General features: G+C 68.9%; 12 protein-coding genes. 9 read left to right on the forward strand and 3 right to left on the reverse strand.

Features of this window, described 5'->3' with window-relative positions; genetic code table 11:
* Positions 1 to 96 precede the first annotated feature (96 nt).
* Positions 97 to 669 carry a YcxB family protein gene (locus Q0654_RS02465; RefSeq protein ID WP_298850127.1) on the forward strand — a complete coding sequence of 191 codons (573 nt, stop codon included), beginning with the start codon at positions 97 to 99 and terminating at the stop codon, positions 667 to 669.
* A gap of 151 nt (positions 670 to 820) precedes the next feature.
* On the forward strand, positions 821 to 1,759 hold the full coding sequence (gene cysK / locus Q0654_RS02470) for a cysteine synthase A (RefSeq protein WP_298850129.1): 939 nt from the start codon (positions 821 to 823) through the stop codon (positions 1,757 to 1,759).
* Between the two features lie 285 nt (positions 1,760 to 2,044).
* Here cysK and dcd read toward each other — a convergent pair whose 3' ends face one another.
* The gene (gene dcd / locus Q0654_RS02475) at positions 2,045 to 2,611 is read right to left on the reverse strand and encodes a dCTP deaminase (RefSeq protein ID WP_298850131.1); all 567 of its coding nucleotides are present in this window, start codon (positions 2,609 to 2,611) and stop codon (positions 2,045 to 2,047) included.
* A gap of 117 nt (positions 2,612 to 2,728) precedes the next feature.
* Positions 2,729 to 4,750: a S9 family peptidase gene (locus tag Q0654_RS02480; RefSeq protein ID WP_298850133.1), complete on the reverse strand. Its 2,022-nt coding sequence runs from the start codon at positions 4,748 to 4,750 to the stop codon at positions 2,729 to 2,731.
* A 277-nt stretch (positions 4,751 to 5,027) separates the two neighbouring features.
* Here Q0654_RS02480 and Q0654_RS02485 point away from each other — a divergent pair, with 277 nt between their 5' ends.
* From Q0654_RS02485 to Q0654_RS02500, 4 genes are all read left to right on the forward strand, one after another.
* Entirely contained in the window at positions 5,028 to 5,807 is a 780-nt protein-coding gene (locus Q0654_RS02485) for a 3-hydroxybutyrate dehydrogenase (RefSeq protein WP_298850136.1), read from the forward strand.
* A 190-nt stretch (positions 5,808 to 5,997) separates the two neighbouring features.
* Positions 5,998 to 6,762 carry an exodeoxyribonuclease III gene (gene xth, locus Q0654_RS02490; protein WP_298850137.1) on the forward strand — a complete coding sequence of 255 codons (765 nt, stop codon included), beginning with the start codon at positions 5,998 to 6,000 and terminating at the stop codon, positions 6,760 to 6,762.
* A 7-nt stretch (positions 6,763 to 6,769) separates the two neighbouring features.
* Positions 6,770 to 7,516, forward strand: coding sequence for an SGNH/GDSL hydrolase family protein (locus tag Q0654_RS02495; RefSeq protein WP_298850139.1), 747 nt, complete (start codon positions 6,770 to 6,772; stop codon positions 7,514 to 7,516).
* A 34-nt stretch (positions 7,517 to 7,550) separates the two neighbouring features.
* Entirely contained in the window at positions 7,551 to 9,572 is a 2,022-nt protein-coding gene (locus tag Q0654_RS02500) for a TonB-dependent receptor (protein WP_298850141.1), read from the forward strand.
* Between the two features lie 225 nt (positions 9,573 to 9,797).
* Here Q0654_RS02500 and Q0654_RS02505 read toward each other — a convergent pair whose 3' ends face one another.
* Positions 9,798 to 10,421 (reverse strand): Uma2 family endonuclease, encoded by a 624-nt coding sequence (locus tag Q0654_RS02505; protein ID WP_298850144.1) that lies wholly within the window; start codon positions 10,419 to 10,421, stop codon positions 9,798 to 9,800.
* Positions 10,422 to 10,500: 79 nt separating this feature from the next.
* On the opposite strand from Q0654_RS02505, the gene oleC reads away from it, so the two are divergent.
* From oleC to Q0654_RS02520, 3 genes are read left to right on the forward strand one after another with little or no spacing between them, the layout of a single operon-like run.
* Positions 10,501 to 12,177, forward strand: coding sequence for an olefin beta-lactone synthetase (oleC, locus tag Q0654_RS02510; protein ID WP_298850146.1), 1,677 nt, complete (start codon positions 10,501 to 10,503; stop codon positions 12,175 to 12,177).
* Entirely contained in the window at positions 12,174 to 13,202 is a 1,029-nt protein-coding gene (locus tag Q0654_RS02515) for an NAD-dependent epimerase/dehydratase family protein (RefSeq protein ID WP_298850148.1), read from the forward strand. Before oleC ends, Q0654_RS02515 begins: the two co-directional genes overlap by 4 nt.
* Before the next feature lie 13 nt (positions 13,203 to 13,215).
* Positions 13,216 to 14,175, forward strand: coding sequence for a LysR family transcriptional regulator (locus Q0654_RS02520; protein ID WP_298850150.1), 960 nt, complete (start codon positions 13,216 to 13,218; stop codon positions 14,173 to 14,175).
* The last annotated feature ends 8 nt before the right edge of the window (positions 14,176 to 14,183 follow it).

Below are 14,183 nucleotides of genomic sequence, written 5' to 3' on the forward strand. Positions count from 1 at the left end.
ACGGCGGGCGTCTGCGTTTGCGGCACCGCACTTGGGCCAGGCGCGGCTTCGCTGCATGCTGCAAGCCCACATGCGAGCAGAAGAGACCCGAGACCCATGGCGACTGGCCCCGAGCGTTCCGACACAGCCGTGCACCTCGAGTACGACCTCGAACGCTCGCACCTGCAGGCCGCGCAGGCGGTGTCCCAAGGCTACCTCTGCGCGACGGCCACCCAGGGCGCCTGGCGGCCCATGCTGGCGAACCTCTTCCTCTGGGTCTTGATCGCCGCGAGCCTGATGTTTGTGTTCGCGGCGCTGAAGACCGCCGCGGAGCCCTTGCGAGCGCCTGCGTGGCTGGGATTGGCGGGGCTGCTGCTGGCCGGCTGTCTGGCCTACGCCGCCGAAGTCGCTCGCGCCCGGCGCATGAACCTGCGCCTGGTCGATCTGCAGGGTCCGTTCCCGCTGCGGGTGCAGCTCGGAATCGATGCGTCGGGCATCACGGCTCGCAGTCTCCACGGCGAGGGCCGCTACCCGGCCCGCAGCTACGTCGCCGTGGTGGAGAGTCGGGCCACGCTGGTGCTGCTGCTGCGCTCGGGGCTGGCGATGCCGATTCCCGATGCCGCGTTCATGTCCGCCGAGCAGCGCCAGACGGTTCTGCAACTGCTGTCGCCCACTCCCTCCGAAGCTTGATGGCGGTCGCGCCGCCCGCGCGTGCGCGCTAGTCCACCACGGCACCCACGCGCCGGCTCGACATGACGCGCCGGACTATAGGCGAGGGCAACACTGGTCCGCCCCCTGTCGCACCGCGTGCAATCCCCCGACTGCAATCCAAGGCCCCGCCATGATCTACAACAGCATCCTCGACACCATCGGCCGCACGCCGATCGTCCGCATCAACCGCTACAAGCCCGAACACGTCGATCTGTTCGTCAAGATCGAGGCCTTCAACCCGATGGCTTCGGTGAAGGACCGCCTGGCGCTGGCGATCATCCTGGATGCCGAACAGAAGGGCCTGCTGAAGCCGGGCCAGACGGTGGTCGAGGCCACCTCCGGCAACACCGGCATCGCGCTGGCCATGGTCTGCGCCGCGCGCGGCTACCCCTTCGTCGCCTTCATGGTCGAGACCTTCTCGATCGAGCGCCGCAAGCTGATGCGCGCACTCGGCGCCAAGGTGGTGCTGACACCGGCCGCCGAGCGCGCCACCGGCATGGTGCGCGCGGCCAAGGAGTACGCCGAGCGCGTCGGCGGTTTCCTCGCGCGGCAGTTCGAGAACCCGGCCAATCCGGCCTTCCACCGCAACACCACGGGACCGGAGATCCTGTCGGACTTCGCCGGCAAGCGCCTCGACTGGTACGTCACCGGCTACGGCACGGGCGGCACCATGACCGGCGCCGGCGAGATCCTCAAGCTGGCGCGGCCTGATCTGAAGATCTGCACCACCGAACCCGCGGGTGCGGCGCTGCTCGCCGGCAACGAGTGGAAGCCGCACAAGATCCAGGGCTGGACGCCGGACTTCATTCCGCCGGTGCTGAACCGCGAGATCTTCGATCGCAACATCCCGGTCGATGACGTGGTCGCCCGCGACACCTCGCTGGAGCTGGCGCGCAAGGAAGGCATCTTCGTCGGCATCTCGGCGGGCGCGACCTATGCCGCCGCGCTGGAGCTGGCCAAGGATCTGGAACCCGGCAGCCAGGTGCTGGTGATGCTGCCCGACACCGGCGAGCGCTACCTCTCGACTTTCCTGTTCGAGGGCATCAACGAGGGTTCGGACGAGGTGTGATTCGCGCCCTTGGCGCGGCGGGATTCGGGATTCGGGATTCGGGATTCGGGATTCGGGGCAAGCCTCGCGAAGCGGGGCTCGCGGTCAAGCCCATCGGATAGGGTGGGCCCTGGCCCACCATGAGCCCCGCGCCAGCCCCGGTCCTCGTCACCGCCTCAGTCACTTCGCGGGCGACTCGAATCTGTGCCACTTCGAAGGGCAAGCGTCGCGAGCAAGCCGGACCGACCGCACGGCTTCCCGCAGCTTGGAAGTGACGCTCCGAACGAATCCGCCGGCCGCGTGCCCTCAGGTCCGCGGCAGCGTCACCCCGGTCTGGCCCTGGTACTTGCCGCCGCGGTCCTTGTAGCTCGTCTCGCAGACTTCATCCGACTGGTAGAACAGCATCTGCGCCACGCCCTCACCCGCATAGATGCGCGCGGGCAGCGGGGTGGTGTTGCTGAACTCCAGGGTGACATGCCCTTCCCATTCGGGCTCCAGCGGGGTCACGTTGACGATGATGCCGCAGCGCGCATAGGTGCTCTTGCCGAGGCACACCACCAGCACGTCGCGCGGGATCCGGAAATACTCCACCGTGCGCGCCAGTGCGAACGAATTCGGCGGGATGATGCAGGTGTCGCCGACCACGTCGACAAAGCTGCTGGGGTCGAAATGCTTGGGGTCGACGATCGTGCTGTTGATGTTGGTGAAAATCTTGAACTCGCGCGCGCAGCGCACGTCGTAGCCGTAGCTCGAAGTGCCGTAACTGACGATGCGCTCGCCGGCCGCGTTCTGCTTGACCTGGCCCGGCTCGAAGGGCTCGATCATGCCCTGCTCGGCCATGCGGCGGATCCAGCGGTCGGACTTGATGCTCATGCGTGGCTCCAGGCCTTGAAGGGTGCCGCGCTGACAGTCGCGCGAAGGCCGCAAAGTGTAGCGGCCCGGCGTGTGCGAGGCACGCCGGGCCGCTGGGCTTGAAACTGCGCTGCGATCTCAGGGTGCTGCAGGCGCCTGCCCCGGTGCCTGCCAGCCGCTGCCGATGTGGCGATCGAGGAAAGCCAGCAGCTGCTGCTGGAACTTGAGCTGGTTGTCCGTCGCGTAGTAGCCGTGGCCTTCGCCCCGGAAGTACAGCGCCTCGACGGGCACGCCTGCTTTCTTGAGCGCGGACTCCATGCGCTCGGTGTGGATGATCGGGGCTCGGCGGTCGTTCTCACCGGCCGACAACATCACCGGCACGCGGATGCGATCCGCCAGCAGGTTGGGGGAGTGTTCGGCAAGGTCCTTTTCGCCCAGAGCGTCCTTGAGGAAGTTGCGGCCCGAGAAGCTGTAGGGCACATCGCCACGGCGATGCATGAGCGCAAGATCGTAGACGCCGACATCGCCGGCCGCACAAGCGTACAGATCCGGCTCCTTCGCCACCGCCATCAGGCTGGCGTAGCCGCCGTAGCTCGCACCATAGATGCAGATCCGCCGCGCATCGGCGATCCCCTGCTCGATGGCCCAGCGGGTCGCATCGGTGAGGTCATCCTGCATGGCGCCACCCCACTGGCGATAGCCGGCGCGCACGAACGCCTGGCCGAACCCGCCGGAGCCACGGAAGTTGAGCTGCAGCACGGCATAGCCGCGGGTCGCCAGCAACTGCACCTGGCGATCGAAGCCCCAGCGATCCTCGATGCCAAAAGGCCCGCCGTGCGGATGCACGACCAGCGGTAGTGCGCGCTCGTCCGCGCCGGGCGGCAGGGTCAGCAGGCCATCGAGTACGAGCCCGTCGCGCGCCGTGATCTGGATGGCGCGGGTCTCGCCCAACTGCTCAGGAACGATCTGCCGGCCGCGGCTGCCGATATGGCGAGCGTTCTTGGTCTCGCGGTCAAACAGGAAGTACTCGCCGGGGTTGCGGTCGCTCTGTACGAAAAGGATGGCGCGACGCCCGTCCTGCGTGGCGGACGTAATGTCCACGCTGTAGCCCTTGAAGGCCGCAGCCAGGCTGAGACGCAGCAGCGCCTCCGGGTGGTCTGGCTCGAAGAAGTGCATCTGCGGCATCGGGTCGAAGTACTTCACGCCGATCACCGACCGGCCGTCCAGGGTGCGGATCGCGCTGGCAGGGTCCCGACGCGCGTGCCGGAAGACCTCCGAGCGCGTCCCGCTGTCCACTTCGAACCGCTCGATAGCGTCAGGCCCCTCCGGACGGGAAACCCTCAGGTAGGCGCTCTTGCAGCCCGTAGCGAAACCGAGCACGGACACCCGCTGACCACTCTTGGTCTCGTCGTTCAGCAGCTGCCAATCGGCGGAGTCGTTCTCCCGGTAGTGGAGCACGGCGTCGTTGGTGACCTTGAGGCCGGCGACGAATCGCAGTTGCCCCTCGGCATCGGTGGTGAACTCGGCGCGCTGGGCAGGCGAGGTGCCCAGGCGGCTGCGCCGTCCATTCTCGGTGTCCATGCGTTCGATCGAAGCATAGGCCTCGCTGCGTCCCGAGGGCGGCAGCACCTGCACCAGCGCCTGGCGACTGTCGCCTGGCAGCAGGTCAATTGGAAACACGGCCACCAATTCGCTCTCACGCACCTTGATGCGGCTGCCCTGCCGCCCATCGCCCGCGCGCACGCCAGCCAGCGCGATGGGCCGGGTGCCATCGAAGTTGGCGGCGTAGATCTCACCGGTGAGGCCGGGCGCCTCGCTGCCGAGAAAGCGTTCCGCCATCGACATCAGCAGACGCTCATCGCTGGACCACCAGAAATCCGCGATCTCGCTGCGGCGTCCCGCGAAGAAATGCCCGGCCTTCTTGAGGGAATCGGTCTCCAGCACGAGCAGCGCGCTGCCCTCTTCCTGGGGCACGCTGGCGGCGAGATGCTTGCCGTCAGGCGAGATCTTGATGTCGAAGAAGGCGTCGCGCTCGACGAAATGTTCGATCGGCGGCGGCGCAGCAGCAGCCGCCGGAGCCGGTGATTCGGCCAGCGCCAACGCCGGCAGCAGGAGCGCACAGGCGAGCGCGCTGGGCGCGCGCAGGAATGCAGTCAACATCGATGAAACCCCTATGGAAGTGATCACAGCGGACACAGGCCCACGCCCCGCCACGGGCACACGCGGCGATTGAGCGCGCGCAGGTTGCCAGCAAGACAGCCGTTTGCAAAGACAGTTCTGTCGCCTCGTGCTCGTGCTGACCGACACCGCGAAGCCCACCGCCGCGCATGGATGCGATGCGACGCGCTGAAGCTCGTGACTGGCCCAAAGCACGATGGCAGCGGCGGCGATCCGCTGACAGACTGCCACTTTCCACTTCTCGCAAAAGGACGAAGCCATGGATCAGCCCCGCATCGCACTCGTCACCGGCTCCACCAGCGGCATCGGCCTGGCCGTGGCCGAAGCGCTGGCCCAGGCTGGCTGCCGGATCATGCTGAACGGGCTCGGCGCGCCCGAGCAGATCGAGGCCGCGCGCGCGAGGGTCGCGGCCCATGGGGTCGAGGTCGCTTTCCATGGCGCCGATCTCTCCAGCGCCGAGGGCGTCGAAGCCCTGGTGCGCGCCACCGAGGCACGCTTCGGTCGCCTCGACATCCTGGTCAACAACGCCGGCATCCAGCACACCGCACGCATCGAGGACTTCCCGGCCGAGCGCTGGGACGCGATCCTCGCGATCAATCTCTCCGCCACTTTCCACGCCCTGCGCTGCGCCCTGCCCGGTATGCAGACGCGCGGCTATGGCCGGATCATCAACATCGCCTCGGTGCACGGGCTGGTGGCCTCGGTGGAGAAGTCGGCCTACGTCGCCGCCAAGCACGGCATCGTCGGCCTGACCAAGGTGACCGCGCTGGAGAACGCCGAGGCCAACATCACCTGCAACGCGATCTGCCCGGGCTGGGTGCTGACCCCGCTGGTGCAGAAGCAGATCGACGCCCGCGCCGAGCGCGAAGGCCTCGATGGCCCGGCAGCCGAACGCGCCCTGCTGGCCGAGAAGCAGCCCAGCCTGCGCTTCACCCGCCCCGAGGACATCGGCGGTGCGGCGGTGTTCCTCTGCAGCGCGGCGGCGGACAACATCACGGGGACGACCCTGACGTTGGATGGGGGCTGGACGGCGCGGTGAGCCCCTGAGGCCGGGAATCCGGAATCGACGATCGCAGGCCTTTGCCAGTGGGTGATCCCATTGCGTGGGCCGGGCCCAGCTGCCGATGCCCGGCACGCAGAGGCTATAGTCCTGGTCCCGCGAGGGCTCGTCCCATCCTGAAGCGCAGCCCACGATTCCCCATTCCCGATTCCCCATTCCCGGCCCCCAAATGCGCATCGCCAGCTGGAACGTCAACTCGCTCAACGTACGTCTGCCGCATCTGTCGGACTGGCTGAAGTCGGCGCAGCCCGACATCGTCGGTCTGCAGGAAACCAAGCTGGAGGATCCGAAGTTCCCGGACTCCGAGCTGGCCGCGCTCGGCTACCGCAGCGTGTTCGCCGGGCAGAAGACCTACAACGGCGTGGCGCTGCTCTCGAAGACGCCGGCGAGCGAGGTGCAGGTCGGCATTCCCGGCTTCGAGGACGAGCAGAAGCGCGTGATCGCGGCGAGCTTCGGCGAGCTGCGGGTGATCGATCTCTACGTGGTCAACGGCAAGGCCGTGGGCGACGAGAAGTACGAGTACAAATTGCGCTGGCTGGCCGCGGTGCAGGACTGGGTGGCGCAGGAGATCGCGCGGCATCCGAACCTGATCGTGCTGGGCGACTTCAACATCGCGCCGGACGATCGCGACGTGCACGACCCGGTCGCCTGGCACGAGCAGATCCTCTGCTCCACGCCCGAGCGCGAGGCGCTGCAGCGGCTGTGCGGCCTGGGCCTGCACGACAGCTTCCGGCTGCACTCCGATGAAGCAGGCCAGTTCAGCTGGTGGGATTACCGCGCCGCCGGCTTCCGCCGCAACCTCGGCCTGCGCATCGATCTGATCCTGGTCTCAGAAGCGCTCAAGGCCCGCTGCAAGGCCTCGATCATCGACCGCGAGCCGCGCACCTGGGAGCGGCCGTCCGACCACGCCCCGGTGATCATCGACCTCGACTGATCCCTGCGTGCATCGCCTGTTCGCACGCAGTGCGCTGTTCTGGCCAGCCCTGCCGCTGATGCTGCCGCAGGCGCTGTGGCTGAAGCGCTCGGCACCGCGCGCGGCCGCGGCCGAAGGCGCGCGCGAGGGCTCTGAAGGTGCCACTGGTGCACCGCGCCTGCGCCTGCTCGCACTGGGCGATTCGCCTTTCGAAGGCGTGGGCATCGCGCGCATCGTGGATACGCTGCCGGTGCGCTTGGCTGGGTTGATCGCAGAGGCTCACGGCCTGCGCGTGGACTGGCGAATCCTCGCGAAGAACGGCGCCACCGCAGGCAGCCTGCGCGAGCGCCTGCTGCCCAAGATCGAGGCCCAGCCCTTCGATCTGATCCTCGTCTCGATCGGCGTCAACGACGTTACCGGGCTGACTCTCGGGCGCAGGTTTGCGCAGGCGCTCGATGGCCTGCTGTCGGACCTGCGCGCGCATTCGCCACAGGCGCAGATCGTGCTGCTCGGCATTCCGCCAATGCAGGCCTTCCCGCTGCTGCCGCAGCCGCTGCGCGCCTGGCTCGGCGGCCGCAGTCGCAGGCTCGAAGCGCTCGGCGTCGCCGCAGCGCAAAGGCACCAGGCCCTGCACTCGCCGGTGCGCGTGCAGCCCGCGCCAGAGCTGTTCGCCAGCGATGGCTTCCATCCCTCCGAGCTTGGCCATGCGCGCTGGGCCGAGGAGGTGCACGCCCAGCTGCTGGCCTTGCCGTGGCCACCACCTCGCCGCGACTAACCTGCGCGGCGAATTAGAACCTGCGAAGACCTCTGTGCTGATCGCCCTGCCCCTGCTGCTGGCCGCGCAAGACCCGGCTGCACTCGATGCCATCCACGTCACCGCCCGCGCGCCGCGCGCGGCCGCCGCCGAGACCGCCTCGGCCTCGCGCCTTGACGCAGACACGCTCGACCGCATCGCGCCCCAACACGCACAGGAGGCCTTCGCCCGCGTGCCCGGCGCCTGGGCCAGCCGCGGCAGCGGGCAGGAACAGCTGCTCGCCATCCGCTCGCCCGTGCTGGCCGGCACCGGTGCCTGCGGTGCCTTCCTGGTGCTGGAACAGGGCATCCCGATCCGACCGGCCGGCTTCTGCAACGTCAACCAGCTGTTCGAGCTGCCGATCGAACTGGCCGGCGCCGTCGAGGTGCTGCGCGGCCCCGGCGCTGCGGTTCACGGCAGCAATGCCCTGCACGGGGTCATCGAGCTGCGTGCGCCGCGCATCGACGCGCCGGCGCGCGTCGCCCTGCGCGCCGGCAGCTTCGACTATGCACAGCTGATCGCCGGCCTGCCCGGCGGCAGCGCGGCGCGCCCCTTCCGAATCGACGTCTCGGCCACCGACAGCGGCAGCTTCCGCGAGGACGAGGGCTACACCCAGCAGCGCGCACTGGCGCAGTTCGCGCTGCCGCAGGCGCCGGGCGCGCCGGAGTTCCTGTTCTCGGCGCAGGCCTTGGACCAGGACACCGCCGGCTACATCACCGGCGACCGCGCCTTCGCCGATGCGCGGCGGCGCCTGAATCCGAATCCCGAGGCCTATCGGAAAGCGCAGTCGGCGCGACTGTCCGGGCGCTGGCAATTCGCGCTCGACGCGCTCGATCTCTCGCTGACGCCGTATGCGCGCAGTGATCGCGGCGAGTTCATCCAGCACTTCCTGCTTGGCAAGCCGATCGAGGACAACGGCAGCGACAGCCTCGGCCTGCAGCTGGGCGTGGCCGCGCTGGGCGGCGCACTGCGCAGCGGCATCGACCTCGAGTTCGCCGAGGGCGATCTGCTGCAGCGCCAGGCGCAAGCGCTCACGAGCGGCACGGCGGCGCAGAACGCCATCCGCCCCGCCGGCCGCCACTACGACTATCGCGTGCGCTCGGACAGCACTGCAGCTTTCGTGCAGTGGGACGCCGTGCTCAGCGCGCTGTGGAGCCTGCAGAGCGGCGCGCGCATCGAGTCGATCGGCTACCGCTACGACAATCGCATGGACGCCGGCAACCTCGCCGAGGACGGCAGCGCCTGCGGCTTCGGCGGCTGCCTCTACCAGCGCCCGGAAGACCGCAGCGACCGCTACACCCGCCCGACGGCCAACCTCGGCCTGCTGCGTGTCGACGAGGACGGGCGTCGGCTGTTCCTGCGCGCGGCCAGCGCCTTCCGCGCCCCGCAGGCCGGAGAGCTCTACCGCCTGCAGCGCGGACAGTCGGTGGCGGATCTCGGCCCCGAGCGCGCCGAATCGCTGGAGCTCGGCGGCGGGCTGCCCCTGCCCGGCGGCCGCATCGAGGGCGTCGTGTACGCGATGGACAAGCGCGGCAGCATCTTCCGCGATGCCGCGGGTTTCAACGTCGGCGACGGCCGCAGCCGGCATGTCGGCGTCGAGCTGGAGCTGTCGCTGACCCTGCCGCTGGATGTTCAGCTCGATGCCAATCTCGGCTGGTCGGAGCAGACCTACCGCTTCGAACGCGCGCTCGGCGGCGGCGAAACCATTCGCCGCGGCAACCGCGTCGACACCGCGCCCGAATGGCTGGGCGGCCTGCGCCTGCGCCGCGCCTTCGATGGCTTGGGCGAGTTCGAGCTGGAGTGGCAGCACCAGGGCGGCTACTTCGCCGATGCGGGCAACACCTTCTGGCACGCCGGCCACGACCTCGCCCATCTGCGCTGGTCGCGCGCACTCCGCGAGGGCTGGCGGGTGAGCGCGGCGATCCGCAACCTCGGCGACATCCGCTACGCCGAGCGCGCCGACTTCGGCTTCGGCGAGCGCCGCTATTTCCCGGGCGCGCCGCGCAGTTATGTCCTCGGGCTGGAGTGGCGGGGCTGAAGCGGCGACACCGCGCGCTCACGCAAGAGTCGGCTCGCCACAACACCAGCTGCAGTCGCCTTGCGCGGACCGGCTGTTTGTAGGAGCGAGCTTGCTCGCGACCCAAAGCCTGGCTGCAGGATGCAGGCTGCAGTCGCCTGCAAGCAGGCTCCTACCGGTCGCGCAATCGGATGAAGTCGGATTTCTCGGGGAACACCTGGACCGCGATGGAGGGCAGAGACGCGCTCAGGCCATGAAGGCCTCGTAGGCCGCGGCTTCTTCCGCGATTTCAGCGCTGCGAATCGACTGCAGGAAGTCCAGCTCCAGCGCCAGTCCCGGCACCGACTGCACTGCGAGCCGACCCTGCCCGACGCGGATGTCGGCGGCTGCGAACTGTTCGCCCTCGCGCCGGTACACGGTGAGCACGCTGGACACCGGGTCGATCAGCCACAGCTCGCCGACGCCGGCCTGCTCGTAGCGTTGACGTTTGTCGACCAAGTCGAACGCGGCCGTGCTCGGCGACAGCACGTCGATGATGAAGTCAGGCGCGCCACGGACGCCGCGCGCATCGATCCTGGACGCATCGCAGACGACGAGCAGGTCAGGTTCGAAGACGGTGCGGATGTCATCGTCCGCTTCATCACCGACCGGGAAACGCACGCCCATCGGCGCTGAGAACCCTTGGCAAGGTGTGCCCTGCAGCTGGTTGCGAATCTGCGCGCCGAGCTCGAACACCACACGCTGATGTGCCGTGCTGGGCGGTGCCATGGCGTAGGCGTGGCCATCCAGCAGCTGCCAGCGCTCACTCTCCGGCCAGGCGAGGTAGTCGGCGTAGCTGAACTCACCGCTTCGAGGCTGGGCATGGGCCATGGTGGGCTCCCACTGGATGCGTGCTGGAGGATGGTAGCAGCGCGGGCCTGACCCACGCCCAGCGGCTAGAATCCCCCGCATGACCTCCCCCTGCAATATCGCCGCGAGCCTGCCGCGGCTGGCGCAAGAGCGCCCCGATCAGATCGCGATCCGCTGCCCGTCCGGCCGGCGCGCGGACGGCAGCGCCGAGTACGGCCTCACCCTGAGCTATGCCGAACTCGACCGCCGCAGCGATGCGATCGCCGCGGGTCTAGCGAGGATCGGCATCGGCCGTGGGGTACGCACGGCGCTGATGGTGCGGCCCTCGCCCGAACTCTTCCTGCTGATGTTCGCACTGTTCAAGTCGGGTGCGGTGCCGGTGCTGATCGACCCGGGCATCGACAAACGCGCGCTCAAGCAGTGCCTCGGTGAATCCGCGCCCGCGGGCTTCATCGGCATTCCACTGGCACAGCTGGCGCGCGTGCTGCTGGGCTGGGGGCGTGGCCATGTGCGGCACATCGTCACCGTCGGCCGGCGCTTTCCCTTCGGCGGCCACAGCCTGGCCGAAATCGAGGCGCTGGGTGCAGGCGCCGGGCCGCAGCTGGCGGACACCGCACCCGATGAAGTCGCGGCCATCCTGTTCACCTCCGGATCGACCGGCGTGCCCAAGGGCGTGGTCTACCGCCACCGCCATTTCGTCGCCCAGATCGATCTGCTCGGCAGCGCCTTCGGCATCGAGCCCGGTGGCGTCGACCTGCCGACCTTCCCGCCCTTCGCGTTGTTCGATCCGGCACTCGGCCTGACCAGCGTGATCCCGGACATGGACCCGACGCGCCCGGCCAAGGCCGATCCGAAAAAGCTGATCGCTGCGATCAAGGAGTTCGGCGTCGGCCAGATGTTCGGCTCGCCAGCCCTGCTGGACACGCTCTCGCGCCATGGCGAGCAGCACGGTGTCACCCTGCCGTCGCTGAAGCGCGTGACTTCGGCCGGTGCGCCGGTGCCCTTCGCCGTGGTCCAGCGCATGCAGGCCATGCTGCCGGCCGACGCGCAGATCTGGACGCCCTACGGCGCCACCGAATGCCTGCCGGTGGCGGTGATCGAAGGCCGCGAGCTGGCCGAGACCCGCGCCGCCACCGAGGCTGGCGCCGGCACCTGCGTGGGCCGGCCGGTCGCCGCCAATACGGTGCGCGTCATCGCGATCACCGACGAAGCCATCGCCGATTGGAGCGGGGTGCAGGAGCTGGCACACGGCACGATTGGCGAGATCACGGTCGCCGGCCCCAGCGCCACCGACGCCTACTTCGAACGGGAGGCGGCCACGCGGCTCGCAAAGATCCGAGAGCGCCTGCCCGACGGCGGCGAGCGCATCGTCCACCGCATGGGCGATCTCGGCTGGTTCGACGAGACCGGCCGGCTGTGGTTCTGCGGCCGCAAGAGCCAGCGCGTGGAAACCGCGAGCGGCCCGCTCTACACGGAGCAGGTCGAACCCGTGTTCAACACCCACGCCGATGTGCGGCGCACGGCCCTCGTGGGCGTCGGCAGCTTTGGCGCGCAGACACCCGTGCTGTGCGTCGAGCTGAAGCCCGGCACCACCCGCGAGCGCTCGGCCATCGAGGCCGAGCTGCTGAACCTGGGCGGCCAGCACGCACACACGCGCGGCATCCAGCGCGTGCTCTTCCACGCAGGCTTCCCGGTCGACATCCGGCACAATGCCAAGATCGGCCGCGAAGCGCTGGCGCGCTGGGCTGCGGACATCCTTGGCAGGGGCAAGGCATGAAGATTCTGGTCACCGGCGGCGGCGGCTTTCTCGGACAGGCGATCTGCACGCGCCTGGTCAATCGCGGGCTCACCGTCGTGAGCTTCAATCGCGGCCTGTATCCGGGCCTGGCGGCGCTGGGCGTCAAGCAGGTGCAGGCCGACCTCGCCAACTTCGATGCGTTGGCCGAGGCCAGCGTCGGCGTCGACGCGGTCTTCCATGTCGGCGCCAAGGCCGGCGCCTGGGGCAGCTTCCGCGACTACTTCGACGCCAACGTGCGCGGCACCCGCAACGTGCTCGCGGCCTGTCGACTCAACGAGGTGCGCACCCTGGTGTACACCAGCACGCCCAGCGTCACCCACCACGCCTCGACGCCGGTGGTCGGCCTGTCCGAGGCCAAGGTGCCGCTGGCCTCGGGCTTCAAGGCCTGGTATCCGGCGACCAAGCGCATTGCCGAAGAAACCGTGCTGGAAGCGAACGGCAAGGACCTCGCGACCGTGGCCCTGCGCCCGCGCCTGATCTGGGGCCCCGGCGACAACCACCTGCTGCCGCGCATGGTCGAGCGCGCCAAGGCGGGACGGCTGCGTTTTGTCGGCGACGGCCAGAACAAGATCGACACCACCTATATCGACAACGCCGCCCAGGCGCACCTCGATGCCTTCGACGCCCTGCACGGCAACCCCGGCGCGCGCTGCGCGGGCAAGGCTTACTTCATCTCCAACGGTGAGCCCAAGCCGATCTCGGAAATCGTCAACGGCCTGCTGCGCGCGGCCGGTGCGCCGATCGTCAAGGACCTCATGCCCTTCCGCGCCGCCTACTGGATCGGCGCCGCGATGGAGGCGGCGTGGACCGTGCTGCCTCTGAAGGGCGAGCCGCTGATGACGCGCTTCCTCGCCGAACAGCTGTCGACCACCCACTTTTACGACATCAGCGCCGCGCGCCGCGACTTCGGCTACCAGCCGCGGGTCAGCGTGCTGGAAGGCCTGCGCCAGCTCGGCCACTGGTGGCAGGCACAGGCCGCCGCCGACGCTTTCGAGAACGCCTGAAGCCGCCGCGGCGATGAGCAAATCGCCCGCGCGCTTCTACTACAAGGGCAGCCGGCTCAAACAGCTGCGCGCCTTTTGCCACGCTGCGCGTCTGGGCTCGGTCACGCGCGCGGCCGAGGCGCTGTTCCTGAGCCAGCCGGCGGTCTCGCTGCAGTTGGGCGCGCTCGAAAGCGAGCTCGGCCACAGCCTGTTCGAGCGCCACGGTCGGCGACTCAACCTGACCCGCGAAGGCCAGGTGCTCTACGAACTGGCGCGTCCGCTGGTGGATGGATTGGACGGCCTGGAGACCGAGTTCAACAGCCGCTTGAAGGGCCTGGAAGGCGGCGAACTCAACATCGCCGCCGGCGCCTCGACCATCCTCTATCTGCTGCCGGAGCTGATCGCCGAGTTCCGCCGCAGCCATCCCGAGGTCCAACTGCGCCTGCACAACGTCACCGGCAAGGATGGGCTGGCGCTCATCCGCTCCGACGAGGTCGACCTCGCCGTGGGCTCGATGCTCGACGTGCCCAACGACATCGACTACGCACCGCTGTACTCCTTCGACCCGGTGCTGATCACCCCGCCCGACCATCCGCTGGCGCGCGCGAAGCACCCGACGCTGGAGGACCTCTCGCCCTATGGGCTGATCCTGCCGCCCAAGCGCCTGACCACCTATCGTCTGGTCGACCTGATCTTCCAGCAGCGCAAGGTGCCCTACACCGTCGCGCTGGAAGTCGGCGGCTGGGAGGTCATCAAACAGTACGTGGCGATGGGGCTCGGCATCAGCATCGTCACCAGCATCTGCATCAACGAGGCCGACCGCCAGCGCCTGTTCGTGCACAACATGCGCGAATACTTCCCGCCGCGCAGCTACGGCGTGGTGATCCGCAAGGGCAAGTACCTGAGCCCCCAGGCCCGCGCCTTCGTCGACCAGATCAAACCCGCCGCCTTCGCCCGCGGCGGCTATGACGAGGCTGGGCATTCGGAGCGATGATGTGCGCC

This window comes from uncultured Aquimonas sp., assembly GCF_937888285.1.
In the GTDB taxonomy this organism is placed as follows: domain Bacteria; phylum Pseudomonadota; class Gammaproteobacteria; order Xanthomonadales; family Xanthomonadaceae; genus Aquimonas.

Coding starts and splice junctions, on each gene's coding strand:
- Q0654_RS02515 (WP_298850148.1), top strand. CDS start 12,174: ATGAAGATTCTGGTCACCGGCGGCGGCGGCTTTCTCGGACAGGCGATC.
- Q0654_RS02465 (WP_298850127.1), top strand. CDS start 97: ATGGCGACTGGCCCCGAGCGTTCCGACACAGCCGTGCACCTCGAGTAC.
- dcd (WP_298850131.1), bottom strand. CDS start 2,611: ATGAGCATCAAGTCCGACCGCTGGATCCGCCGCATGGCCGAGCAGGGC.
- xth (WP_298850137.1), top strand. CDS start 5,998: ATGCGCATCGCCAGCTGGAACGTCAACTCGCTCAACGTACGTCTGCCG.
- Q0654_RS02485 (WP_298850136.1), top strand. CDS start 5,028: ATGGATCAGCCCCGCATCGCACTCGTCACCGGCTCCACCAGCGGCATC.
- Q0654_RS02505 (WP_298850144.1), bottom strand. CDS start 10,421: ATGGCCCATGCCCAGCCTCGAAGCGGTGAGTTCAGCTACGCCGACTAC.
- cysK (WP_298850129.1), top strand. CDS start 821: ATGATCTACAACAGCATCCTCGACACCATCGGCCGCACGCCGATCGTC.
- Q0654_RS02520 (WP_298850150.1), top strand. CDS start 13,216: ATGAGCAAATCGCCCGCGCGCTTCTACTACAAGGGCAGCCGGCTCAAA.
- oleC (WP_298850146.1), top strand. CDS start 10,501: ATGACCTCCCCCTGCAATATCGCCGCGAGCCTGCCGCGGCTGGCGCAA.
- Q0654_RS02480 (WP_298850133.1), bottom strand. CDS start 4,750: ATGTTGACTGCATTCCTGCGCGCGCCCAGCGCGCTCGCCTGTGCGCTC.